This is a genomic window from Leuconostoc mesenteroides subsp. mesenteroides ATCC 8293, from assembly GCF_000014445.1.
GTDB lineage: Bacteria > Bacillota > Bacilli > Lactobacillales > Lactobacillaceae > Leuconostoc > Leuconostoc mesenteroides.
Genome location: NC_008531.1, coordinates 273,644 through 297,326, shown reverse-complemented (window position 1 = coordinate 297,326; position 23,683 = coordinate 273,644). Strand labels below are relative to the sequence as shown.

The window sequence follows — 23,683 nt, the reverse complement described above, 5'->3', positions numbered from 1 at the left end:
AATGTATTAAATAAAACAAAAAAAGCCGCTATCTAGCGACTTTTCATTAATGATGTTTAATTCTCTTTACGTGCAACCATTGAAGATACTTTTGCATGGCGAGCAATGTAAGCTGCTTGAGATCCTAATGATCCCCAGAAGCCTTCACGAGAATGCGCACCCACAATAATTAAATCAGCACCTACTTGTGGCGCAATTTTCTGGACTAATACTTCTCCAGCTTTAGAACCATCTTCGAAAACTGTTTCAACGTTCGTAGCCCCTTTTGACAACGCATATTCCTTGTAACGAACGAGGTTAGCTTCAAATTCAGCACGCTTTTCCTTGATAAAGTCAAGGTGTAGCGCTTCGATTGCTGATAGGTCACCCATTTCAAGAATTGTTGCTATTGTCAATGTGGCACCATCTTCGCTAGCTTGATGAATCGCATTTGCCAAAGCAAAGTAACCTTGTTCTGATTCATCAACACCAACTAAGATGTTCTTAAATTGTGTTGGTTCGATGTTTAAGTTTAATTCACTCATTTTATCTCTCCTTTAGTATCGCTTAGTATCTATATTGATTAAGATCCCATTAATTGTTGTACGACAAGTTGAACATTTAAATAAGTCAGAACGGCAAATGCAATCCATCCTAAGGTTGCAATCCACTTTGGATTAGCAAATTCTTCTCCCATAATCTTCTTTGAAGACGTGAAATAGATTAATGGTGCCATAGTAAATGGCAAAGCAATTGAAAGGAAGACTTGTGATTGAACCATCAAATCATCTAACTTACCCTCAGATCCACCATAAATCAACGTGAAGGCAACAACTGGTATCAATGCCAAACCACGAGTAACAACACGACGTAGCCACATTGGAATGCGCAAGTGCAAGAAACCTTCCATGACAATTTCACCAGTAAGCGTTCCAGTGATTGTTGAGTTTTGTCCTGAAGCAAGCAAAGCAACAGCAAACAATGTTGATAAAATTGGTGATGCAATAGCACCAGCAATTGAATTATCCTTCAAAGCGTTATACATTGAACCAAATGTACCAACTTTATCAGCATGTCCAAAGAATAATGCTGCACCCAAAATCAACAATAATGAGTTAATAACGAATGCCAATGACAACTGAATATTTGAATCCCAAGTCATGAAGCGAACAGCTTCTTTAAGTTCTGACTTGTTACTTCTATCTACTTTACGTGTCTGAGATATTGATGAATGCAAGTACAGATTATGTGGCATAACAGTGGCACCGATAATTCCCAATGTTAATGTTAACTGAGAATCACCACCACCAATTGGCGTATGTGAGCTTAAAGTCTGTAATTGAGGCAAATAACCGCCAAACAGTGCTGATAATTGTGGTGTTGATAAAATAACTAGATAAGCAAAAATAACCAAAATAGTAATGATCAATGTCATGACAATAGCTTCGATTTTACGGAAACCAAATTTCATCAACAATAGCAACAAAATAACATCAAAAGCTGTGGTCAGAACAGATGCAATCATTGACCAACCGAACAATAAGTGAAGTGCTATAGCCCCTCCAATAACTTCGGCAATATCTGTAGCAATCAATGCTAATTCAGTCATGATCCATAGTACGAATCCACCAACTTTATTTGTACGATCACGTGTTGCTTGCGCTAAGTCTTCTTGCTTAACAATTCCTAACTTACCGGCCATGTACTGTAGCATCATGGCAATCAAACTAGAAATTAAAACAACAGACAACAATGTATAACGGTATTGCGCACCACCGGCTACCGAAGTAACCCAGTTACCCGGATCCATATAGCCAACGGCCACCAAGGCTCCGGGACCAGAAAAGGCCAATAATTTACGCCAAAATGACCCATTTTCTGGTACTTCTATGGAACCATTAACATCCGATAAACTTAAATCATCCTCAGTTTTTTGAACAAGGTGATGTTTCGGATTAACACTTGTAGAATCTTGCATTCTATCTCTCCTTTAGATTTCTCCTCAGAGCTAAATAAACGAATTTCGACTTGACTGAAATATCGTGAAATATTCACTTTTTGACAATTGATAAACACCAAAATAAAACATCAAGTGCTAAATAAATTTCATAAAGAATTTCATTCAACTTGGCTGTTGAAAGCTTATGAAAATTACCTAACTCGGCTATAATCGCTCTAATACATACTTTATAATACACCCAATTCTAAATTCGTCAACAAAAATTTTTTACTTACAAAAAATAAAGTTGTGTATTATCAATTTTATGATAGAAAAACATTGTATTAAAGGGGCAAAACGCTATTTTATTAAAATATTACAAATTAGTTACGTGACATAATTTTATCTTTATATCAAATAACATTACAAGACTGATCAAATTCGTTTGTTTCAATTTGAATGGTGACATGGCTAATATCATATTTTTCTCGTAGGTCACTAGAGATATTTGCTAATAATTCTTGTTCATCTACATTCTTTTTAACAGATAGATGAACAGTCATGGCAGCTTCAGTCGTAGAAAGAGGCCAAATGTGTAAGTCGTGAAGTTGTTCCACACCTTCATGTGTTGATAAGTATCGCAAAACGTCTGACTCATTCACATTATCAGGTACCCCATTTAATGCTAAGTTAAATGTTGATTTCATAACTGGCCATGAAGTCACGGCAATAATAACACCGATAATCATTGATACGATAGGATCAATGACGTGCCAACCAGTAACTTGGATTAAAAGTCCAGCAATAATCACGCCAACCGACACACCAGCATCAGCTAAAAGATGAATGTAAGCTGTTTTGGCATTCAAATCTTGTTCATGGTGATGCCCATGTTCATCAGGAACACCTGATGCTTTAAAAAGCATAGCAGTGGCAAAGTTAATCACGATACCAACCGCTGCAACAACCATCACTAACCAGCCTGTAGTAACAGTATTTTCTGGCAAAATCAAATTACGAATACTCTCGTAAAAAATCGTTATCACCGCAAATATTAACAAAATTGTATTAAATACACTAGCTAGAATGGACATATTATGCCATCCATAAGTATGTCGTTTAGTGGCTTGTAGACCAAATACTACAACTGCAAGCCAAGCGATCATTAATGCTAATACATCACTTAAATTGTGGAAAGCATCAGCAAATAGTGCGGTTGAATGTGCTAATTTAGCAAATACTAACTCAGATAAAACAAAAATCATATTTAAAGAAATACCTATTAAATAAGGCATTTGTTTCATTTTTAACTGCTCCATTGGTTTCTTCATATTTTCACCTCGATTCTATTTTAACACTTTATCTGAAAAATAATTCATATATTTAAAAAAGTAGCAGATTAATCTGCTACTTTTTAGGTATTCATATTTATTTAAAGTTTTAACTCTGAAAAGAATTCGCCTGCATCCCCAACAATCTGATCCACATCAAATGGCGTAGCAATACGTTCAAAATTGATTGACATCACCGGAACTGCCGGACTAGCATACTGCAATAATCCAGCAAAAGGATAAACTTTAAAGCTAGTGCCTACAATAACAATTAAATCAGCATTTCGTACCCATAGGGCTGATTTTTTAACGTCAAAAGGCATTTCTTCGTAAAATGTAATTCGCGGACGTAATAGGGCATTGTCTGCACGTCTCATTGCACGCAAGTAATCCTGATAGGGAGATTTCTGGCCATCAACAGGCGCATACACATCATATAATGAGCCATGAAAACGGATCAATTTTTCTGGATCCGATGCCGCTTTGACATGCAAATCATCAACATTTTGCGTGATAATTTTGGCCTTACCTTGTCGAGTTAAAGCTGCCATTTTTTTGTGAATAACATTTGGAACAGCCTCGGGAAAGTACATATTATCAATCATAAATTGATACTGTTTTTCGGGCTCATTATGAAAAGCTGTTGCACTCAATAGGTATTCAGGTTGCAAACTAATGCCATCATAAATACCACCTTTAGAACGGTAATCCGGTATTCCTGATAAAGTTGAAACACCCGCTCCGGTCATGAATACAATATTTTTGGCGTTGTCAAAGCGCTTTTGAATTTCTGCTGTGACTAACATGAATATCCTTTCTTTATGAATGTTAACTGATAATAATTAATTTAGTCTCTTTCAATGTAAGGTAGCGCTAACTTTTGGAATAGTTCCGACACTTTTAGAGCATATAGTTCTTTGAAAAAGGTTGGTTTATCAGCTTCATTATCCGGTGGCGATACTACAAAACTATTTTGATTATCATTTTTACTTAGCCCAACGTAAGCTGTCTTCTGCGTCTGAAAATCGGTCATTTCCGAATGATATATTGTAAATACTTGATTAACTGGTAAATCCAATTGACGTTTTGACAAGACACTTGTTAATGTGACATATTCTTTAGCGTTTACAGTAGGTTTGCCCCATCTTGTCAATACTTCGTCAATGCCTTCAAACAAAGAAACCATTTGATGACGAATATTACGTGCCTGCTTCAGATCAGCTGCCATTACAGGTTTAATAAGCGAACTCGCGGCCGTGTAAGCTAGCGGATATTTTTGTTGCAACTCGGCAACAAAACTGCTGTCAGAAATCGTATTAGCAAATACTAATGCATCCAAGATCATGAGTAAACGCCATAAACTTTCATCATCCACTTCACCATTTTCAGGCGTTAACTCAGCGTTAAGCCCAGAAAAATAAGCCTTTACCGTCGCAGAAGTTGTAATGCCTTGCTTAGCTAATTCACGATAGGTGATTGCATGAACAACTGTACGATGCATGCGCGTTGCAATTTGTATCAGCTGATCGTCTAATTTTCCATCATTGAATGTTAGCGCAAAAAATACTTGTGGGGCAATGCCATTTAATGTTAATAGCATTTTTAATAACTCATTACCAAGCAAGAAATCACTCTCAGTTTTGTTAGCAATTTCTATTAGCAAACGTTGTCCTAAAATTTCTTGTGAAACTTGGTCGATATGTAATTCCCCAGTCTCTCCTCCATTAACACGTGTCATCACAGTTCCTGGATAGACACCATTAACGTTATCCAACAAATCTTTAATTTTTGGGTTCATTTCTTATCTCCATTAATATTTTTTTGGCAACACTTGCATCCACATGACTGAGGGATATTAGCCGTGATACTACTGCGGCAATTTCATCAGTTTTTGCGCCTACTTGCATCGCTAACGCGCGATACTGCATTCGCATGTGTCCCCGTTGAATACCGCCTGAGGCAATTGATTTTAAGGCTGCTAAATTTTGCGCCAACCCAACAGATAAAATCACACCACGAAGTGTGTCAGCATTCACATCACCTATGATTGACAAGGCCTGCTTAGCATCTGGCATAGCCGAAATTGCACCGCCAACCGTGCCAACAGATATAGGCAATGTCAGCTCACCATGAAGTTTACCGTTTAAAATTGTCCAAGTTACTAAACCACGGTATTGACCATCACGACTTGCATAGGCATGACCACTAGCTTCTACAGCTCGCCAATCATTACCCGTCGCCAAAACCACAGCACTAATGCCGTTAAAAAGACCTTTATTCTCCGTAGTTGCACGGTAAGGATCGTTTTTGGAAAAATGGTTTAATGCGACTATTTTCTGAGCTACTTCACGACCACCTATGCGCTCAAAATCGACATCACCAGTCACTGTGACCAATTGATTTGTGGCATAATTAGATAAAATCACACCTAAAGGTATGAACTTTTCAAACAATGGTAATTCTGCTTCTAAAATTGTATTAACAATATTAGCGCCCATTGCGTCTTTTGTGTCGATAATAAAGTCAACACTCGTTTCCGTTTTCGAGATGTTTCTTACTCGAACATCACGCAAACCACCACCGCGTTTATAAATCGATGGTTTGGCTTGCTTTGCCTTAGCAAAAATCTCATCGCGATGTAAGTTAATGAATTCATCCACACCAGCAGCATCAACCAGCAGCATTTGGCCGATCATAGCAGTATCCGCCATGATGACATGAACCCCATTAGATAACATTTTGGCACCATTATTAGCTGCTGCAATCACACTTGGTTCTTCAATAGCCATCGGCACTCTAAAATGTTGTTCATCAATCAGAATATCATGAACAACGCCCATTGGCATGCGAAAATCACTAATGTAATTCTCAACCATTTGAGCGTTAACTGGGCTTTGACGACTTGAAAATGATAATCGTATATCTTCTTTTAAATTTAATGCGAGTAAACGCTCATCGGGTGTTAATTCATAAAATTTTTTACTCATCCTGCTGTGCTAAAGTCTCAGCAATTAGACCTTCGCGAACCCCGCTTTCTGAAAATATAACTTTAGGTGAATTAATTTTTCTCATAAGATTCAATAATGGTAGTAAGCCACTGACGATAATATCAGCGCGAGAAGTTTCTAATCCGGCAATTTTCTCACGTTCTTTTCGTGTCATCTGTCGGATTTCTTCAAAAATCTGCTCAACTAAGTCAACTGGCATCTCAAATCCATGAATCATACTTACTTCGGTTTCACCAAGTCGTGTACGTGCCATACGCGCGAGCGAACGATTTGCCCCACCTAATAAAATAACTGGCTTTTGGTATTGCGTTTCCAACCACTGCAACGTGTTATACTGACTTAATATATAATCACTTGCGGAAGCCAGATTGTTCGGCATGATATTATTAGCTAAGTGATATTGTTCTGATAAAGTAACTGCACCAAAAGATAAGCTTACAGCTTCCTTGCTGCGTCGATTATCCACAGCAATCAATTCAACTGAAGCACCACCAGTATCTAGAATCACACCCTCGGTAACATTTAAGGTTGAGATCACACCCAAATAATCATAATATGCTTCTTGATCACCCGTCAAAACTTGAAACTGAATTCCCGTTTCTCGTGCGACACGATCTAAAAACTCAGTTTGATTTTTAGCCATACGAACTGCTGCCGTTGTAATCGCACGGACTTTCGGATGAAAATTGATATATTTAGATTGAAAATATTTTAGCGCCTCAATAGTACGCAAAATTGGTGTTTCTTTTAGTAGTAGTTCTTCTCCCATATTTTGAGCAATGCGCGTGTCTCTTTTTTCGCGGATTAACTCAGTATGAGTACCATCATCATGCAGCTCTTCGACTACCATTCTGGCAGAATTACTACCAAGATCAACGATTGCTAAATAGCTCATATAGACATCCTAATCAATTTTATTAGTTTAATTGTACCATGTGATGGTACACTATATATATGAAAATACTATTAATTGCCCTTGGGGCGCTCAGTTTTGCTATTGGTACCATCGCGATATGGATTCCCGGCTTGCCAACAACAGGATTTTATGTCCTAACCGCAATTTTGTGGTCTAAATCTTCTAAAAAGCTAGATAGTTGGCTACACAACAATAAATATTATCAAAAGTACGTTGACGAAGCTGTTTTTGATCGGCAACTATCACTAAAGGGGCGGGCTTTAATTTATTTAGTGACTGCTGCCATGATGGCTATCCCATTTTTCAAGACAGATATGGTTTGGCTAAAATGGGTACTACCACTCACCTCGTTAACACAGATTATATCAATGGAAAGCTACTATCGTGGCTATCTTTGGCGCGATGGCATTCCCTTTACCAAAGCAAAAACACGTGAGTAATTCAAATAAAAAAATACTTCCCTCAAACAAATATGAGGGAAGTATTTTTTTATTGCGCGTCTAATGTTTCACCAATAACATTTAAGTTATATTCAGCAACGCCATAAGATAGTACGGGTACCGAACTACCAAACTGTGTGCCTGTTGTTTTACTGCCCAAGTTTAATGACTTGCGTAGTAGATTTGTAACACGTTGCTTTTCTGATGCTTTCACCATTTGGTAACTCACACCATTATACATATCACCAACGCCCTGTAAATGATCAGATTTCTGATTTTTAGTGGCTGCCATGTAAGATAAAGCAATTTTTGTCACATTATTATAAGTTAAGTCTGTTTCTGCATTTTTAGATATTGATTTCATAAACTTTGCATTCAGTAGAGTTTTAGCGCTGGCTGATTTTTTAACCAAAGCTTTCAAAACTAGCCGTTGACGCTTTTGTCGACCGTAGTCTCCCTCTGGATCGTCATAACGCATTCTTGAAAATGACAACGCGGCGTAGCCATCCATTGTCGTATACGTTTTAAAATTCTTACCATCAGAGGCATATTCATATTTTTCTTGATTTTTGTAAAATTTATAAACATCAGACTTGTCATTTTCAGGCTGATAAGTGAATGTTAGTGGAGACTTAACTTTCACGCCACCTACTTGATCAATAACTTTTTCAAGTCCGCCCATGTTAACCAGAGCGTAAAAGTCAATTGGTACGTTCAAATAGTTTTGCAACGTAGACATCGTTGCCCCAACACCAGCAATTGGAAATGCAGCATTAAGTTTTTGTGGAAAAGTATCTTCTCGACCGACAATTGAAACCATAATATCACGAGGGATTGACAACATTGTCGTTGTTTTAGATTTTGGATTAACAGTGATTAGCATCATAGAATCGGTTAACCCTGTTCGATCACGTGCTAAAGCACCTGTGTCTGTACCTAGTACTAAAATTGAAAATGGTTTGCCATCTTTTAAGACTTGGTTAACATCGCGAGCTTTTGTAATATTCGCACTACGATGCATTGTATCAACCGATTCTTTGATATTACTCAATAGCATCGATATCACAACGCCACCAATAATCAACAGAATAACAATTATACTAACAATCCAACGCCATTTTTTATGTCGTCTTTTAGGTTTTCGTGGTTGCTTATCGTCTGGTCTTGGCGCTTGATTTTGACGTGCCATTCGACTCATGTTATTATCCATTGTTTTGTACCCCCAGGGATATCCTGATTTAATATTATACCATTAAAACCAAGAATGGCGCTAATACAATTAAGTTAATAATAACGCCATATTAATTAGGTTAGCCGATTTATTTTAGAGCTTTTGTTGACATTTTTGTTTATAACTTGTCTAATCAATAACAAAAAAACACTCACAAGAAGTGAATGTTTTTTATTCAACATATTAATCAGCTGCTAATGCATCAATCGTATTCAAATTAGCCGCTCGACGCGAAGGAACAAATGAAGCAACTAGAGCAATAACAAGAGAAATCACTACCGCAAATATAACATTACCAAGAGAAACCTGTACAATATCAAATTTAATTAAGCCATACAAAGCTGCGTTCATAGCAAATTGTCCTAGATAAGCTGTGACAATACCAAGAACAGCTGAAATGATTCCCATTAACAGCGCTTCATTTGTAAATAAACCACGAATATCTTTTGAACGTGCACCAAGTGCGCGCAATACACCGATTTCTTTGGTACGTTCAGAAACAGACATATAAGTTGTCACAATAATCATAATCGCTGATACGATCAATGAAATTCCGGCAATGGCAGCCAATACATATGAAGCCAAACTTGTAATTGTGTTAATCGTGTCTAGCACACTACCAATGGATACTGCCACGACGGCTTGTTTACCATTATCCTTGATTTTGTTAACCGCACTCACTGTTGACTTTACGTTTTCCGTATCATTAACCTTTAATGTCAAATAGTTAGCTTCGGTCATGGCATTAGCCTTTGCTAAGTCTTTTTTCATTGCAGCAAATGTAGTTGCAAACACTGTACCAGCTTGTCCGCCGTCAGTGATTCCAACAATTTTCATTGTTGATGTCACAGGAACTGCTTGATTATTTTGATTATAAGCTACGTAAGTATACGTGATATTCTTACCAATCAAAGATTTCCAATTTTTATTAGCTTTTTGAGCAAATGTTTTGTCAATCACAATTTCATTGTCACCAGATGGCTTGTGCCCCGCCTTGATGACTTTGTCGGCATAGATTGGTGACCATGTTTGTACCTGCGTACCAGCCTGTGATTGTGCTTTCCCGTACTTGAATACAGCACCATTAAACTCATATCCTTGATAAGTCTTGGCAACATTTTTTACATTACTAACTTTTTTAATTACATTATCAGAAAAAACAATCGACGAGTAATTTGTTGTTGATGCTTGCGCTCTGGCTTGAACACGTTCATTGCTTGACGCATCATCATCATCTAACGTGTTCTTAACAACAGTTGGATAGTTAGGGTTAGCCAACGAACTAACTTGATTATTAATATACCCTTTAATACCATTACCCAATCCGAGGAATAGTATTACCGAGAAAACACCAATAGCCGATCCGAGAATAATCAAAAAGTTTTGTAATTTTTTATACTTCAAATGATCAAAGGCCATGTCCCAAACTGATCTAGTTGACAACGGTCTCGATGTTAACCGATCAGGTGCCGATGGTGCCTCAAACTTGTCTTTCAAATTTTTTTCTTCATCAATTTTTCCATCAGCCATGTGCAAAATACGCGTTCCGTAATTAGCTACCGCTTGTGAATGCGTAACAACAATAACCAATTTACCTTCTTGGGCGATTTGCTCAAGAAGCTCCAGTACTTCAGTGGTATTCACAGAATCTAATGCGCCCGTTGGTTCATCAGCAATCATGACATCAGGATCTGCTGCTAACGCACGCGCAATGGCGACACGCTGCTTTTGACCACCGGAAAGTTGTGATGGATACTTATGAACATGCTCGCTCAAACCAACTTTTTCCAATAATTCCATGGCACGTTGTTTACGTTGCGCGGATGATAAAGTAGTCATGTTTAAGCTGGTTTCAACGTTTTCCAAGTTCGTTTGATAATTAATTAGGTTAAAGCTTTGGAAAATATAGCCAATCGTCTCACGACGATAAACATCTAACTTCTTTTCTTGTTTATGATCTAATCGATTTCCGTTGATCAACACATCACCTGAAAAGTTTCGATCAAGGCCACCAATAATATTCATTAGTGTTGATTTACCGCCACCTGATTCACCAAGAATGGAAACAAATTCACCTTTATCAAATGATAAGTTGATCCCCTTCAAAACTGGAAATTCATCTTTTCCTAAAAAATAGGATTTATGAATATCTTTTAATTCTAAAAATGACATACTTTTTCTCCCTCTTTTGAATTTACTATGTCGTTTAATATGCAACCCTTTTAAAAATAGTTAAATTAGTACACTACTTTTGACTAGTTGTAATCTAGTATACAATAGTCATGTTCTTTTTCAATCTTTTCCGTTAAATATTTTAGTTTCTTATTTATTTCTTCTGTTTGATCAAATGTGAAAAACACTACTATGCCGACTCAAGTTAAGCTTTATGGCTTGATCTAATCGAATAAATAATCGGTACGACAGTAATTAATACTAAGGGCAGAATCATTAATGCTATAGTCCAAAATTCAGAAATCATTCCTAAAAAACCACCACCAATCATCATAAACCCGCCAACAACAAACATCAAACCACCAATACGTTGCGTCTTAAACCAATTTATATCATTATTCAGAGCGGTTGGTATTCGTATCCCAACAAAGCGATTTCGCTGTGTTTTGGGCATGTAGTTACCTAATGCTATAAATAAAATGCCAATAGTCGGCAACAATATACTAGTTATATTGATGTGATTACCTAATCCATAAGCAAATATATAAGATAATAAAATGTTATTGCCTAATGGAATAGACCAACTAATAATTGTATGCATTTTATTATTTTGACTACGAGCAACTATTTTCGTACGATAAATAATTAGAAACAGGTGCAAGAGTGTTGCTATTATTGGCCAAATAATGATAAGCCATACTTTATTAGCATATCTATCCACTTCTCCGTTAATATTAAAATGGATTGGAAGCTCAACTGGCAGCTTCGTCCACAATATTAGCCCATAAAAAATGGGTAACAAGGTAATAATTAGTGGTAAAAAGCTTTTTTTATTTTTCATTAGTAAATCCTTTCAACCATAATGTGGCTTCTTCAAACACAGATAAATTTAATTCATAATAAATAAAATTTTTATATTTATCTTCTCTTATCAAATCAGCTTGTTTTAATTGGGCTAAATGTGATGATATTGTTGCTTTACTCAATTCAAAATGATCCGCAATGCTTCCCGCTGACTGAGGCCCTTCTTTCAGTAGCGTAAGAATATCACGCCTGACAGGATTCGAAATCGCTTTCAGTGTATTTTGTAAACTCATTATTTCTTTCCTTTACCTATTTTGCTATATTTCTAAATAGATTAGAACATCTATTTAGAAATATAGCAAAATAGGTAAGAATAAAAAAGACAGTAATCATGATTACTGTCTTTTTTATAAAGTTATGGTTTATTTTGAACATACTTCCAGTAAGCATTAATTATTTTTGCCGCAATCTTACCATTGGTACCATCTAAATAATTATTCATACCTGGGATAGCCATGGCCATGACCATCGGTTGTCCCGGTACATAAGCAACAATGGATTCTGTATAAGTCGTATGTCCATTGGTTGTTGTTTCGGCGGTTCCTGTTTTAGCATAAACATGTGGTTCAAGTTTATGTATATCTGTTCCACCAGTATTGTACGTGTCCGTACCATTTGCAACACGATTCATTCCTTCATGGATTACTTTCCATTCGTCAGAATCCAACTGAACTTGCCCTTGTATATTCGGTGTGGCTGTCCACACTGTACGCTTTTTTGAACTATTAGTTGAACTTTGTAATATTGAGCTTACCAAATGAGGCTGAATCAAATACCCACCATTAGCAATTGTAGAAACGTATCGTGCAAGTTGAAGTGTTGTATAGGTGTCATATTGACCAAATGATTCGTACAAATATTTACCAATATTTGACCCTGTAGTATCTCCGCGATAACCAGCAGTTTCTCCGCTGACATCAATACCTGTTTTTGTCCCTAATCCGAATTGTCCTAACCCATTACGTAATGTCTGAAAGGCATCAGAATTCAATGCTAATGCCGATCCCGAGCTATAAGTCTGTCCACCAATCTTCATACCCAATTGAACGAAATAAGTGTTCGAAGAACGCTCTAAGGCTGTTTGTGCATCAACTGAAACAGGCGTACCTGTTTTATTCCAATATGATGTGATTGTTGGTGTTCCCGCAATTTTAATAGCTTGATCCAACAATGTAGAATTTGAGGGAGTAATCACACCTTTTTGGAAAGCTGTAGCTAATACCGCCGGCTTAACCACAGATCCCATGACAATAGCATGATTAATATTTCCCAACGGATCAGCTGTTTTTGTTCCGGTTGAGTAATCTCTGTCTACGCCTGCCATAGCATAGATACCGCCAGTATAGGGATTCATTACTGTAGCATAAGCACCTTGAACATCCCCAGTTGGTAAATTGTCTTCCAAAATTTTCTGAACTTCTTTCTGAAAGTCAGCATTAATGGTTAATTTAAGACTATCTCCAGACTGCCCTTTGTATTTTACAGAAGATGATTTTACCGTACCGTCAGAAGCAGTTGTAACTACAGTCTGTGAGGCTGATCCCTTCAATAAGGATTCATAGCTAGATTCCAAATTAGAACTACCAACTGATTCATTTTGTGAATATCCTTGTGCTAAGAGTGTGTGTAACTTATCATCTGGCAACCCATTATCTTCACTAGTTACTGTACCAATCAAAGCCTTAAAATCGTTTCCTTCAGGATATTGTCTTGCCCAGCTTGTACCTATCTTAATACCAGGGAATTGGCTTAAACGCTCGCCAATCTCCGCTAATTCTGTTTCTGTCACATCGTCTTCTTTGATAAATGTCGTTGACAATGAATAAGCACCGCTCATCCGCTGAAATATCATTGCATCATTATCACTAACTTTTGAAAGCAAGTTATGCTCTTCTACATAACTTACCGACAGACTATTAATCTCTGATGTCGTCAGGCTACTACCATTCTTATGTTCTTTAGCAACGCGTTTCTGCACCTTAGCCGCGTTAGTTGCGTCAGCCAAATAAAAGTCAGCTTTAGAACGATCACTGAGGCGGGTCGTATCAACTGTCAAATATTTTCCAAGTTTAATTGCAGTGCTTCGCATTGTGCTAGAAGTAATATTAGTACCACGCGTAAATGTAATCGCCGTTTGCGCCTTGTTTCCAGCCAGAACACGGCCGGTTGAGTCGTAAACTAAACCTCGTGGTGTATTTCCTTTTTCAACGGTCTCTTCACTTCGGTTGACTTCAGCCAAATAATTGGCTCCCTGCTTAATCGTTAAAAACCCTAATTGTACAACTAGGGCAACCATTAGTATAAACGATATAAACAACAAAATTCGCAGACGTGTTGGTAAGTTAGCACGTGCGTCATTTTTATTATCTCGCTCTTCTAGATATGGATTGTGTTTCATAAGTATTGTGTACCGCCAATTTAATAATTACCTTATATACCATACCACAAAACGGGTTTTACTCGCTAAAAAAGCTCATTTTAAGCACGGCCCATCATTTTTTTGAGCAATCGATAGACGCCATATTTAAAGGGATTAACAGGCATCATGAAGTTTCCTACCAGTTGACGTGCTTGTCCCTCAAAAGTCGTTTTGAATCCTAGTACACCATCGCTACCATCGAACTTTCCAGCAATGCCGTAGAAGTTATAGCGCTTGAGTCCTGCCTGAACTGCCTTGTTGATCATAACGTCTTGTATTTGATAAGGGCCGTAATAGTCCATATACTCTTCATAAGTGCCTGAATACAGATAATTCATTTCTTGAGGTTGCTGTATAAATAATGCACCAGCGACGACGACTGTCGATTTACCAGCAGCTTCTTTCTGTTGTTCCGCTTTTAATATGCGCTTGCTATGTTGATTTTTTTGATCATCAAATTCAGCATACTGACGCTTAAATTTATCATTCGTAGGATATTTTTCGATCTTCTGATTAATTTTGGCCAGTTTGGCATCTAATTCAGAGATTTTTTCATTCTCTTCCTTAATATAGTTGTCAAAGTTTAGTTCAGCAAAGACAAATGTTGCATCATCGCCATACACATCATATACTGTTTGATAAAAATTCAAGTTTTTATCTTTATAATGTAACCTATCGGCAGTTTTTTGTGTTAATTCCTTAAAATCTGGCAAGTCATCTCGTGTTAATTGACGTAAACGAATACCGAACTGAGCATTCTTTTTTAAATAATACTGAGCCTTCTTATTATACGAGGCACGAACAGATTTCTCATCGGTTAATTCTGACAAATCTTTGATATACTCCCATTCTGGAGAACCAGCTGTAGTGAAACCATCTACAAATGGCAAATGAGTAAATCCAAGCTTTTTCATCTCTTCGATAAACACCGTATTCTCTTCACCTAGAAGATCGCCATGGTTATTCGTCATTTTCAAAGTCACATTTGGCCTTACTTCAATATAAAGCCCTTTATTCTCGCGTGAAAACTTTACGAAATTAGACATGAAAAAAGCCAACAATTCATGATTTTCAAAATCCAATAATGGCCCACGATCAATTGAAAAGATGTATCCCATATGTACCTTTTCACGCATGACCAACGCTGCAGCCACTACCTTGTCGTCAGCTTTGATACCTAACAACCATATTTTATAGCCTCGTTTTTGTAATAATTCAGCTTGTTCACCTGATTGTAAAAAGGTACCCACAGAACTTTGCTTTTCAAATTCTGTATATTCTTCTTTTGTTAATTCAGTAAATTTGTACAACATTTTTTATACCTCTGCACTCTACTATACATGAGAACACAAAAAAAGTGGATAGCAACTATCCACTTTTTGGTGTTATTAATGTGCGTCAATGACGATCCATCCGTCATAATAACCTACACCAGCTTCGGTGAAGCTAGAGTTAACAATAAATTCAGTGTGACCACCGTTAACCATACCTGTTTCATAGTACCAAGCATTAATTACAGTTGCACCTGCAGCAAAACCATTAGCAACAACTTCAGGAGTTGATGATGATTCATGCAAACCAAACCAGTTAGATGATGTTGCAAGAGCTTGTGCACGGCTTTGAGCTTGTGCTGTCAATGAAGCTGAAATCTTAATTGGTGACAAGCCAAGAGTAGCACGCTTTGCATTCCAAGCATTAATAGTAGCATCAGCTGTTGTTGAAGTTGATGAGCTGTTGCTTGTATTGCTTGTATTTGATGTTGAAGCAGTATTATTAGAAGTTGATGATGATTGTGTAGAACTTGATGATTGTGATGTTGTTGCAGTTGATGAACTTGAAGTTGAAGCAGATGATGCTGACAACTTTAAAGTTTGACCAACAGTAATCACATTAGCATTTGAAATGTTATTAGCAGCTACTAAGTTAGCTACTGTTGTACCGTTTGCTGCCGCAATCTTGTTTAATGTATCACCTGACTTAACAGTGTATGAACCATTTGAGGCAGTTGCTGTGTTATTTGATGTTGTTTGAGTTGTCGTAGTTGATGATTGCGTTGTTGTTGAGCTTGAAGTTGATGAAGCTGATAACTTCAATGTTTGACCAACAGTAATCAAGTTAGCATTTGAAATGTTATTAGTTGCTACCAAATTTGCTACCGTTGTACCATTTGCTGCTGCAATCTTGTTTAATGTATCACCTGATTTAACAGTGTATGAACCATTAGATGATGAAGTTGTTGTAGTTGAGCTCTCTGATGATGAACTTTGTGTAGTAGTTGATGATGAAGATGCAGTTTGTAGTTGCTGTCCAACAAAAATCAAATTAGCATTTGAAATGTTATTAGCTTTAACCAAAGCGTCAACAGTTGTACCGTTTGCTGATGCAATCTTGTAAAGTGTGTCACCAGCTTTAACTGATACAGTATTAGCAGAAACTTGAGCAGCACCAGCAACGGCAAAAGCACCGGCAGCTGTAACGACAGATTTAGCAATAGTAGATTTTTTCATAATAGTCAAACTCCTAATAGGGACTCATATTCAGTAATATATTTTAATTTAAATTCTTTTCCGTCTTCTCGACAATTCCTAGTATAGCAATCCGCTGTGTCATGGATATTTTCTGTACTTTGCACTTTGTTGTCAATATATCAAAGGAGTTTCTTTTGTAACAAAACAAACATCTAAATGACAATTGTGTGTCAAAATATAGAACCGGCAATACATGGATACCAGTTTCTTGATAACGTTTGAATTTTTGCCACATGGTCCCCGTTATTTACAGCAATAAAGTGGTTCCCACCGACATAAATACCCACTTCATATGGTGCATTCTGTGTGCCCCAAAATAGCAAATCTCCTGGTGTCGCTTGTAAAACGCCCAATAAATGATGCATTTGTTTAATGAGATGCGCTGGTGAAGCATCCCAATGCGATCCTTCGGGTAATGGTACTTGCGCTCTCATAAGCTGTTGAGCAACAAAACGACCACTATTGTAGTCGTTGAATGTTTTTCCTAAGTTATCTAATGCTAATTTTAAATAATCATTTTGCATATTATTGTGCGTTAATAACAATCCAACCGTTGTAATAGCCAACACCTGCTTGTGTGAAGTTAGGGTTAACAATAAATGCTGTGTGCCCGCCGTTCACCATACCTGTTTCATAATACCAAGCATTAATAACAGAAGATCCAGCACCAAAACCATTTGCAACAACTTCAGCAGTACCGGAAGACATATGTGTACTAAACCAGTTTGACGATGTTCCAATTGATTGTGCGCGACTTTGAGCTTGTGAAGTCAATGATGCAGAAATTGTAACGGGTGATAATCCTAATTCTGCACGCTTTGCATTCCATGCGTTGATTGTTGCATCTGCCGTTGTGCTACCAGTTGAAACGTTAGTTGTTGTTGCAGTGGCAGTAGTATTAGTAGTTGTCGTTTGCGTTGACGAAGAAGCTGATGATGCGCTAGATGTTGAACCGCCATTAGCCTTGTACGCATTGTACTCAGCCATTGTCATGTAGCCATCATTATTAGTGTCAGCCGCAGCAACATAAGTGATATTGTCACTAGTTGATGATGAAGCACTTGATGTGCTTGCTGAAGATGAGGCCGTTGATGTGGTGGCTTGCGCTGATGATGATGTTGACCCACCGTTAGCTTTGTATGCATTATACTCAGCCATTGTCATGTAACCATCATTATCTGAATCTGCTGCTGCAATATATGTGATATCTTCTGTAGCTGATGAAGCGCTTGCTGATGAAGCTGATGATTCTGTCGCAGCTGATGATGTTGAGCCACCATTTGCAACATATGTATTATATTCATCAAGCGTCATAAAGTTATTGCTGTCTGTATCAGCTGCTGCAATATATTTCAAATTACTTGTGTCAACCGATGAAGATTGTGCAGAAGCTGCTGTCACAGTTGTAGCAGCTGAACTGGTTGCTTGAGTAGTTGAAGCCTTCAATGACAATTCTTGTCCAGTCAAAACAAGGTCAGTATTTGACAAACTATTCAATGAAGACAATACTGATACATCTACACCAGTTTTTTCAGCAATCTTTGATAATGTATCACCTGATTGCACTGTATATGATGTACCGTCTTCTGATAAACCAGAAACTTCTTGTGTTGCGTTAATTTCTAGTGATGAACCTGCTAAAATCAAATCTTTGTTGCTAATTCCATTAGCCTTAGCTAACGCATCAACAGTAGTATTGTTTGCTGCTGCAATTTTTGACAAAGTGTCGCCTGATTGCACTTCTACTGTATCAGCAGAAGCTGCTGCATGTCCACCAACAAAGGCCGCAGCACCAGCTGCAGTAGTCAATAAAGTCTTCTTAAAAAATTTACCCATATTCTTATGTAACTCCTGAATGAATTGTATTAACTCGTAATAATTAAATTTTAGATTTACTGTTAAGCAAATCTTAATAACATTAATTAGTATATCCGTTTGTTGTAACGTGTGTATTGTGCGACTATATCAATATTGTAACAATATTACTGAAATATGTCATACTCGAATAAACGTTGATATATAGGTATTTTAAGACCTTTTAATAATTTAAAAATGAACTCATTCCACATAAAAATGGTGAAAAAGTACGCTTCATTTTGCATTTTTTCACCATTTCAATATTATTAAATCCAACTAAAACTCTTAAGGTTTTCTTTAAAATTGTAAAAGCATGCTGCCATAAGTAAAGCCAGCACCGAATCCAGTTAGCAATACCCGTTTTCCTTTTAAGCTAACTGACTTATTTAATTCATCTAGTCCAATAGCGATCCCAGCAGATGATGTATTACCATTCGTAACAACGTTTGTTGAAAACTTTGTCATTGGTTCGCCGAGATCATTTGCAATATACTCGATCAAACGTAAATTTGCTTGATGGGGTATAAAGTAATCAATATCACTAGTTGATAAATTATGTTCGCTCAAAAAATTGCGGATATGATCTGGAACAATAGTTGTTACTTCATCAAATACATTACGTCCTTGTTGTGAAAAAGCATCTATTTTTGGATAGTTATCCACAGATAGACTTGTCAGTGGTGCTATTCGCCCTGAATGTACAACATCGGCATTCCCGATTGTGTGCATTTTTTCAGCTTCCACAATACCGGAATCATCAGCTGTCATCAGCACTGCTCCTGCACCGTCTCCAAAAAAGACAGTACTGGTGCGATCCTTGAAATCCATCATTTTGGAGTTGACTTCCGCAGAAATGACTAATGCATTCTTATATTGACCAGATTTAATAAACTTGTCAGCTGTGCTCAACCCAAAAACAAACCCTGAGCAAGCTGTTACAATATCGTAGGCCCAAGCATTTTCAGCATGTAAATTGCGCTGTACTAATGCTGCCGTTGATGGTGCCAATCCATCTGGGGTAAATGTTGTTACAATAATTAAATCAATATCTTCTGGTTTAATATCAGTTTGGCTCAATACTGACTCCGCGGCACGTGTCGCTAAATCACTCGTATTTTCACCTTGCAATGATATATGTCGCGTTTTGATACCAGTATGAGCCTGAATCCACTCGTCACTGGTATCTATGATTTTTGCTAAATCATTATTAGTCACGATGTCTCTAGGTACATAATGTGCACTTGCGAGTATTTTACTTCCGGACATTGTAACTCTCCTTAAAAAATTGCATACTGCCATATATTACACGCTATTTTATACTCTAACTATTGTATCGAATTTAAGAAAAAAGTCCACTACTTGATTTTTTTACCATACAAAACTATTGCTCATTACCTTGTCAAATAATAAATAAAATCACCCTGTTAAGAGTGATTTTATAATTTCTATTGATTTGCCTTTAATGTCTGTAATCTTTCTTCTGTTGCGTTAAGTTTGGCTTGCCAATCAGCTAATTTTTCTTTTTCCGCAGCAACAACCGCTTCAGGGGCCCCAGAAACGAACTTATCATTTCCTAGTTTTCCTTCAGCTCGTTTTACTTCCCCAGAAAATTTTTTCACTTCAGTTTGTAAGCGTGTTATTTCTTCGTCAATGTCAATCAGCTCAGCCAGTGGAACATAAATTTCAGCACCTGAAATTACTTGTGACATTGCCAAATTAGGAGCTTGCACATCATCACTGATTATTAACGTTTTAGGGTGAGCAAAACGATTAATATAATCAGCATTCGCTTCAAAAATGTGCTTCAAATTATCATCCGTGGTTTGAATCATTAAATCAATTGGTGTAGACATTGGTGCATTTGCTTCTGCTCGGATATTACGAACAGCTACAATCAAATCCTGCAACGATTTGAAGGCTTGTTCTGCGTCAGGATTGCTTAACTCTTCGCGCACGACCGGATATTTTACAATAGCAAAATCGGCTTCGCTGCCATTTTGAGCTGGCATTTCCTGCCAAATAGCTTCAGTAACAAATGGCATGATTGGTTGTAATAGACGTAATGTCTGATCCAATACGTAGGCCAATGTTTGCTGAACTGGTGCCTTATCTTGATCACCATTCAAAGTTTCCTTGGTCATTTCGATATACCAATCAGCAAAATCAGACCAAATGAAGTTGTACAACTCACGTCCTGCTTCACCAAACTCGAATTTGTCAAAATTACGTGTTACATTCGTAACCACTGTATTCAAACGTGACAAAATCCATTGATCAGCTAATGTTAATTGACTCATATCTGGTAACGTAGATGGTGTATCTTCATCCAAATTCATAATAACATAACGTGACGCATTCCAAATTTTGTTAATGAAGTTCCAAGCCGAATCCATCTTTTCGTAAGTAAATCGTAAATCTTGTCCCGGAGTTGATCCCGTTACTAGGAACCAACGTAATGCATCAGCACCATATTTTTCAATAACATCCATCGGGTCAACGCCATTACCCAATGATTTCGACATTTTACGCCCTTCACCATCACGAATTAAACCATGAATCAAGACATTTTTAAAAGGTCGTTGTCCAGTAAATTCTTTCCCCTGGAACATCATCCGTGCTACCCAGAAGAAAATAATATCATAGCCAGTTACTAATGTATTTGTTGGATAATAACGGGCGAAGTCACCGTCTAGCTTTTCTGGCCAACCCATGGTTGAAAATGGCCATAGAGCAGATGAAAACCATGTGTCCAAAACATCCGGATCACGCTCCCAGCCGTCACCTGCTGGTGCTTCAGTACCAACATATAATTCTTCTTGATCTGTTCCTTTATTTTTGTACCAAGCAGGAATTTGATGACCCCACCACAATTGACGTGAAATAACCCAGTCACGAATATTTTCCATCCAGCGTGAAAATGTATCTTCAAAACGTGCTGGTACAAATTCAACCTTTTCATCGTCATTCTTTTGCATGTCTAAAATTTGTTTAGCCAATGGTTCCATTTTAACAAACCATTGCGTTGATAGACGTGATTCAACCTGAACACCTGTACGCTCTGAATGACCAACAGAATGAACAATTGGGTCTACTTTTAGCATGTAATCGCCAGCTTCAAGGTCAGCGGCAATTGCTTTACGAGCATCGAAACGATCCATGCCATTGTATTTACCAGCAAATTCATTTAAATGACCGTCTTCAGTCATCGTATTAATGCGTTCCAAATCGTGACGATTACCCACTTGGAAATCATTAGGATCATGGGCTGGTGTTATTTTCACCATACCAGTACCAAAATCTTTTTCTACATACTCATCTGCAATAATTGGAATTTCACGACCAACTAATGGCACCAAAACCTTTTTACCAATTAAATCTTTGTATCGTTCATCGCTAGGATGAACCGCAACAGCGACATCCCCAAACATTGTTTCTGGACGAGTTGTTGCAATTTCAATGTAATCTTTTCCATCGAATGTTGTCCCATCTGTAAATGGATACTTAACGTGATAAAATGCGCCAGCATCATCTTGATAAATAACTTCAATGTCAGATAAGGCAGTTCTTGCCTGTGGGTCCCAGTTAATGATATATTCCCCACGGTAAATTAATCCTTTATTGTATAGATCAATAAATACCTTGTTAACAGCCTTATTCAGACCTTCATCAAGCGTAAAGCGCTCGCGGTCAAAGTCAAGTGACAGCCCCATCTTACCCCATTGTTGCTTGATGGTAGTAGCATACTCGTTTTTCCAGTCCCATACTTGTTCAACAAATTTTTCACGACCCAAATCGTAACGTGAAACACCTTCACCACGTAATCTTTGTTCAACTTTTGCCTGCGTTGCAATACCAGCGTGATCCATTCCGGGCAACCACAAGGTATCAAATCCTTGCATCCGCTTTTGGCGAATAATCATGTCTTGTAATGTCGTATCCCATGCATGCCCTAAATGAAGTTTTCCGGTAACGTTAGGAGGTGGAATGACAATAGAATAAGGTTCTGGCTCATTGCCTTGAATTTCTTTGTTTGATTCGGGTGCAAATAACTTTTTGCTTTGCCAGTTGTCATAACGGCCAGCTTCAACAGAAGTTGGATCATACTTTGTTGACATATCAATATCACGCATTGTTAATTCCTTTCTTTTAAGTCGTAACACGAAAAAAGATCGTCCTAATCTCAAATTACAGAGATTAGGACGATCTTTCTACCGTGGTACCACCTAATTTGTCGTTTTTAAACGACCGCTTATTTATTTAATATGATTAATTATAATTCTCAGCAACCTTGGGCATTAACACGATTGATTTCCACTAAACATCAACTCTCTAGACGTGCGCTTGCTTAATCCTCTAAGATTATTTTAATGTTACCGTAAATTAGACAGTTCGTCAAGCAGATATTCAAGACGCTGCATAACTGGTATTTATTTCATAGTATCTTAATCAACAGTTAGATTTAGAAAGCAATCTTTTAAACCTATCTTCATCAACTTGATCAGTTGACAAATCCACAAAGTAATTTTTCTGCCATGTTTGTGTTTGCTGAGCAGTTTTATTTAATTCAACTACCCAATCTGGATAAACTCTGAAAGCCATTTTTCCTTTGGTTTGCTGCGAACTCAATATTTTCTGTTGTACCAGTAACACTTTAGGAAAAATGAAGACTCCCTTTTGCTGATTATCTATCACACAAACCACTAATAACTCAGGACTATTGTACGCATCAAATGGTTTATTTTGACCTCTGTCGTCTTTTTCCCACAACACGACAAAGTATCCTTGTTTAGTAGGTGTTTTCTTCGCCAAACGGATACGAAGACTTTTGTTACCAACAAATAAAGTTGTCCCTTCATATTCGTTATTTTGTGATTCTTCTGATACTCGTGTTACGTCACATTGGTACATACGTGCAACAACGCCTTCAATTAAGTTGAGTGACTCCATTTTACTTTTCCTCACAATCAACGTTTTTCATAAGAAAAAGCGCTACATCAAG

20 protein-coding genes are annotated in these 23,683 nt (G+C 37.4%); 1 reads left to right on the top strand and 19 read right to left on the bottom strand.

Annotated elements, in window-relative coordinates:
- Window positions 1–56: 56 nt before the first annotated feature.
- From LEUM_RS01645 to LEUM_RS01615, 7 genes are all read right to left on the bottom strand, one after another.
- Window positions 57–524: a universal stress protein gene (locus LEUM_RS01645; protein WP_010290864.1), complete on the bottom strand. Its 468-nt coding sequence runs from the start codon at window positions 522–524 to the stop codon at window positions 57–59.
- Between the two features lie 38 nt (window positions 525–562).
- The gene (locus LEUM_RS01640; protein WP_011679212.1) at window positions 563–1,957 is read right to left on the bottom strand and encodes an Nramp family divalent metal transporter; all 1,395 of its coding nucleotides are present in this window, start codon (window positions 1,955–1,957) and stop codon (window positions 563–565) included.
- Window positions 1,958–2,331: 374 nt separating this feature from the next.
- Window positions 2,332–3,249 carry a cation diffusion facilitator family transporter gene (locus LEUM_RS01635; RefSeq protein WP_011679211.1) on the bottom strand — a complete coding sequence of 306 codons (918 nt, stop codon included), beginning with the start codon at window positions 3,247–3,249 and terminating at the stop codon, window positions 2,332–2,334.
- 101 nt (window positions 3,250–3,350) lie between these two features.
- Entirely contained in the window at window positions 3,351–4,055 is a 705-nt protein-coding gene (locus tag LEUM_RS01630; protein ID WP_010284065.1) for an NAD-dependent protein deacylase, read from the bottom strand.
- A 41-nt stretch (window positions 4,056–4,096) separates the two neighbouring features.
- Window positions 4,097–5,047, bottom strand: a complete 951-nt coding sequence (locus tag LEUM_RS01625; RefSeq protein ID WP_011679210.1) for a hypothetical protein — start codon at window positions 5,045–5,047, stop codon at window positions 4,097–4,099.
- Entirely contained in the window at window positions 5,031–6,236 is a 1,206-nt protein-coding gene (locus tag LEUM_RS01620) for a hydroxymethylglutaryl-CoA reductase, degradative (protein WP_011679209.1), read from the bottom strand. The genes LEUM_RS01625 and LEUM_RS01620 overlap by 17 nt, the downstream gene beginning before the upstream one ends.
- Window positions 6,229–7,152: a Ppx/GppA phosphatase family protein gene (locus LEUM_RS01615; protein ID WP_011679208.1), complete on the bottom strand. Its 924-nt coding sequence runs from the start codon at window positions 7,150–7,152 to the stop codon at window positions 6,229–6,231. Before LEUM_RS01615 ends, LEUM_RS01620 begins: the two co-directional genes overlap by 8 nt.
- 59 nt (window positions 7,153–7,211) lie before the next feature.
- Between LEUM_RS01615 and LEUM_RS01610 the strand changes: the two genes are divergently transcribed.
- Window positions 7,212–7,613, top strand: coding sequence for a YbaN family protein (locus tag LEUM_RS01610; protein ID WP_011679207.1), 402 nt, complete (start codon window positions 7,212–7,214; stop codon window positions 7,611–7,613).
- A gap of 49 nt (window positions 7,614–7,662) precedes the next feature.
- Here the strand turns inward: LEUM_RS01610 and LEUM_RS01605 are convergent, their stop codons facing one another.
- From LEUM_RS01605 to LEUM_RS01550, 12 genes are all read right to left on the bottom strand, one after another.
- Window positions 7,663–8,823 (bottom strand): LCP family protein, encoded by a 1,161-nt coding sequence (locus tag LEUM_RS01605; protein WP_011679206.1) that lies wholly within the window; start codon window positions 8,821–8,823, stop codon window positions 7,663–7,665.
- A 204-nt stretch (window positions 8,824–9,027) separates the two neighbouring features.
- The gene (locus LEUM_RS01600) at window positions 9,028–11,016 is read right to left on the bottom strand and encodes an ABC transporter ATP-binding protein/permease (RefSeq protein ID WP_011679205.1); all 1,989 of its coding nucleotides are present in this window, start codon (window positions 11,014–11,016) and stop codon (window positions 9,028–9,030) included.
- A gap of 205 nt (window positions 11,017–11,221) precedes the next feature.
- Window positions 11,222–11,857, bottom strand: a complete 636-nt coding sequence (locus LEUM_RS01595; RefSeq protein WP_010290289.1) for an SdpI family protein — start codon at window positions 11,855–11,857, stop codon at window positions 11,222–11,224.
- Complete coding sequence (locus LEUM_RS01590) at window positions 11,847–12,113, bottom strand: autorepressor SdpR family transcription factor (protein ID WP_010290287.1); 267 nt, start codon at window positions 12,111–12,113, stop codon at window positions 11,847–11,849. The genes LEUM_RS01595 and LEUM_RS01590 overlap by 11 nt, the downstream gene beginning before the upstream one ends.
- Window positions 12,114–12,235: 122 nt before the next feature.
- Window positions 12,236–14,278: a peptidoglycan D,D-transpeptidase FtsI family protein gene (locus LEUM_RS01585; RefSeq protein ID WP_011679204.1), complete on the bottom strand. Its 2,043-nt coding sequence runs from the start codon at window positions 14,276–14,278 to the stop codon at window positions 12,236–12,238.
- An 80-nt stretch (window positions 14,279–14,358) separates the two neighbouring features.
- The gene (locus LEUM_RS01580) at window positions 14,359–15,612 is read right to left on the bottom strand and encodes an aminoacyltransferase (RefSeq protein WP_011679203.1); all 1,254 of its coding nucleotides are present in this window, start codon (window positions 15,610–15,612) and stop codon (window positions 14,359–14,361) included.
- 75 nt (window positions 15,613–15,687) lie between these two features.
- Window positions 15,688–16,806, bottom strand: a complete 1,119-nt coding sequence (locus LEUM_RS01575; protein ID WP_011679202.1) for a LysM peptidoglycan-binding domain-containing protein — start codon at window positions 16,804–16,806, stop codon at window positions 15,688–15,690.
- Window positions 16,807–16,997: 191 nt separating this feature from the next.
- Window positions 16,998–17,351: an NlpC/P60 family protein gene (locus LEUM_RS01570; protein ID WP_002815861.1), complete on the bottom strand. Its 354-nt coding sequence runs from the start codon at window positions 17,349–17,351 to the stop codon at window positions 16,998–17,000.
- A gap of 1 nt (window position 17,352) precedes the next feature.
- On the bottom strand, window positions 17,353–18,663 hold the full coding sequence (locus tag LEUM_RS01565) for a LysM peptidoglycan-binding domain-containing protein (protein ID WP_011679201.1): 1,311 nt from the start codon (window positions 18,661–18,663) through the stop codon (window positions 17,353–17,355).
- A 318-nt stretch (window positions 18,664–18,981) separates the two neighbouring features.
- Complete coding sequence (locus LEUM_RS01560) at window positions 18,982–19,950, bottom strand: beta-ketoacyl-ACP synthase III (RefSeq protein WP_011679200.1); 969 nt, start codon at window positions 19,948–19,950, stop codon at window positions 18,982–18,984.
- Between the two features lie 179 nt (window positions 19,951–20,129).
- Window positions 20,130–22,814, bottom strand: a complete 2,685-nt coding sequence (locus tag LEUM_RS01555) for a valine--tRNA ligase (protein WP_011679199.1) — start codon at window positions 22,812–22,814, stop codon at window positions 20,130–20,132.
- 316 nt (window positions 22,815–23,130) lie between these two features.
- On the bottom strand, window positions 23,131–23,631 hold the full coding sequence (locus LEUM_RS01550; RefSeq protein ID WP_011679198.1) for a MepB family protein: 501 nt from the start codon (window positions 23,629–23,631) through the stop codon (window positions 23,131–23,133).
- Window positions 23,632–23,683 lie beyond the last annotated feature (52 nt).

What these genes read in the sequence shown, in the direction of transcription:
- LEUM_RS01620 (WP_011679209.1), bottom strand. Translation starts at nt 6,236, where the DNA reads ATGAGTAAAAAATTTTATGAATTAACACCCGATGAGCGTTTACTCGCA.
- LEUM_RS01615 (WP_011679208.1), bottom strand. Translation starts at nt 7,152, where the DNA reads ATGAGCTATTTAGCAATCGTTGATCTTGGTAGTAATTCTGCCAGAATG.
- LEUM_RS01635 (WP_011679211.1), bottom strand. Translation starts at nt 3,249, where the DNA reads ATGAAGAAACCAATGGAGCAGTTAAAAATGAAACAAATGCCTTATTTA.
- LEUM_RS01630 (WP_010284065.1), bottom strand. Translation starts at nt 4,055, where the DNA reads ATGTTAGTCACAGCAGAAATTCAAAAGCGCTTTGACAACGCCAAAAAT.
- LEUM_RS01555 (WP_011679199.1), bottom strand. Translation starts at nt 22,814, where the DNA reads ATGCGTGATATTGATATGTCAACAAAGTATGATCCAACTTCTGTTGAA.
- LEUM_RS01595 (WP_010290289.1), bottom strand. Translation starts at nt 11,857, where the DNA reads ATGAAAAATAAAAAAAGCTTTTTACCACTAATTATTACCTTGTTACCC.
- LEUM_RS01600 (WP_011679205.1), bottom strand. Translation starts at nt 11,016, where the DNA reads ATGTCATTTTTAGAATTAAAAGATATTCATAAATCCTATTTTTTAGGA.
- LEUM_RS01580 (WP_011679203.1), bottom strand. Translation starts at nt 15,612, where the DNA reads ATGTTGTACAAATTTACTGAATTAACAAAAGAAGAATATACAGAATTT.
- LEUM_RS01625 (WP_011679210.1), bottom strand. Translation starts at nt 5,047, where the DNA reads ATGAACCCAAAAATTAAAGATTTGTTGGATAACGTTAATGGTGTCTAT.
- LEUM_RS01605 (WP_011679206.1), bottom strand. Translation starts at nt 8,823, where the DNA reads ATGGATAATAACATGAGTCGAATGGCACGTCAAAATCAAGCGCCAAGA.
- LEUM_RS01645 (WP_010290864.1), bottom strand. Translation starts at nt 524, where the DNA reads ATGAGTGAATTAAACTTAAACATCGAACCAACACAATTTAAGAACATC.
- LEUM_RS01590 (WP_010290287.1), bottom strand. Translation starts at nt 12,113, where the DNA reads ATGAGTTTACAAAATACACTGAAAGCGATTTCGAATCCTGTCAGGCGT.
- LEUM_RS01610 (WP_011679207.1), top strand. Translation starts at nt 7,212, where the DNA reads ATGAAAATACTATTAATTGCCCTTGGGGCGCTCAGTTTTGCTATTGGT.
- LEUM_RS01565 (WP_011679201.1), bottom strand. Translation starts at nt 18,663, where the DNA reads ATGGGTAAATTTTTTAAGAAGACTTTATTGACTACTGCAGCTGGTGCT.
- LEUM_RS01570 (WP_002815861.1), bottom strand. Translation starts at nt 17,351, where the DNA reads ATGCAAAATGATTATTTAAAATTAGCATTAGATAACTTAGGAAAAACA.
- LEUM_RS01560 (WP_011679200.1), bottom strand. Translation starts at nt 19,950, where the DNA reads ATGTCCGGAAGTAAAATACTCGCAAGTGCACATTATGTACCTAGAGAC.
- LEUM_RS01585 (WP_011679204.1), bottom strand. Translation starts at nt 14,278, where the DNA reads ATGAAACACAATCCATATCTAGAAGAGCGAGATAATAAAAATGACGCA.
- LEUM_RS01550 (WP_011679198.1), bottom strand. Translation starts at nt 23,631, where the DNA reads ATGGAGTCACTCAACTTAATTGAAGGCGTTGTTGCACGTATGTACCAA.
- LEUM_RS01640 (WP_011679212.1), bottom strand. Translation starts at nt 1,957, where the DNA reads ATGCAAGATTCTACAAGTGTTAATCCGAAACATCACCTTGTTCAAAAA.
- LEUM_RS01575 (WP_011679202.1), bottom strand. Translation starts at nt 16,806, where the DNA reads ATGAAAAAATCTACTATTGCTAAATCTGTCGTTACAGCTGCCGGTGCT.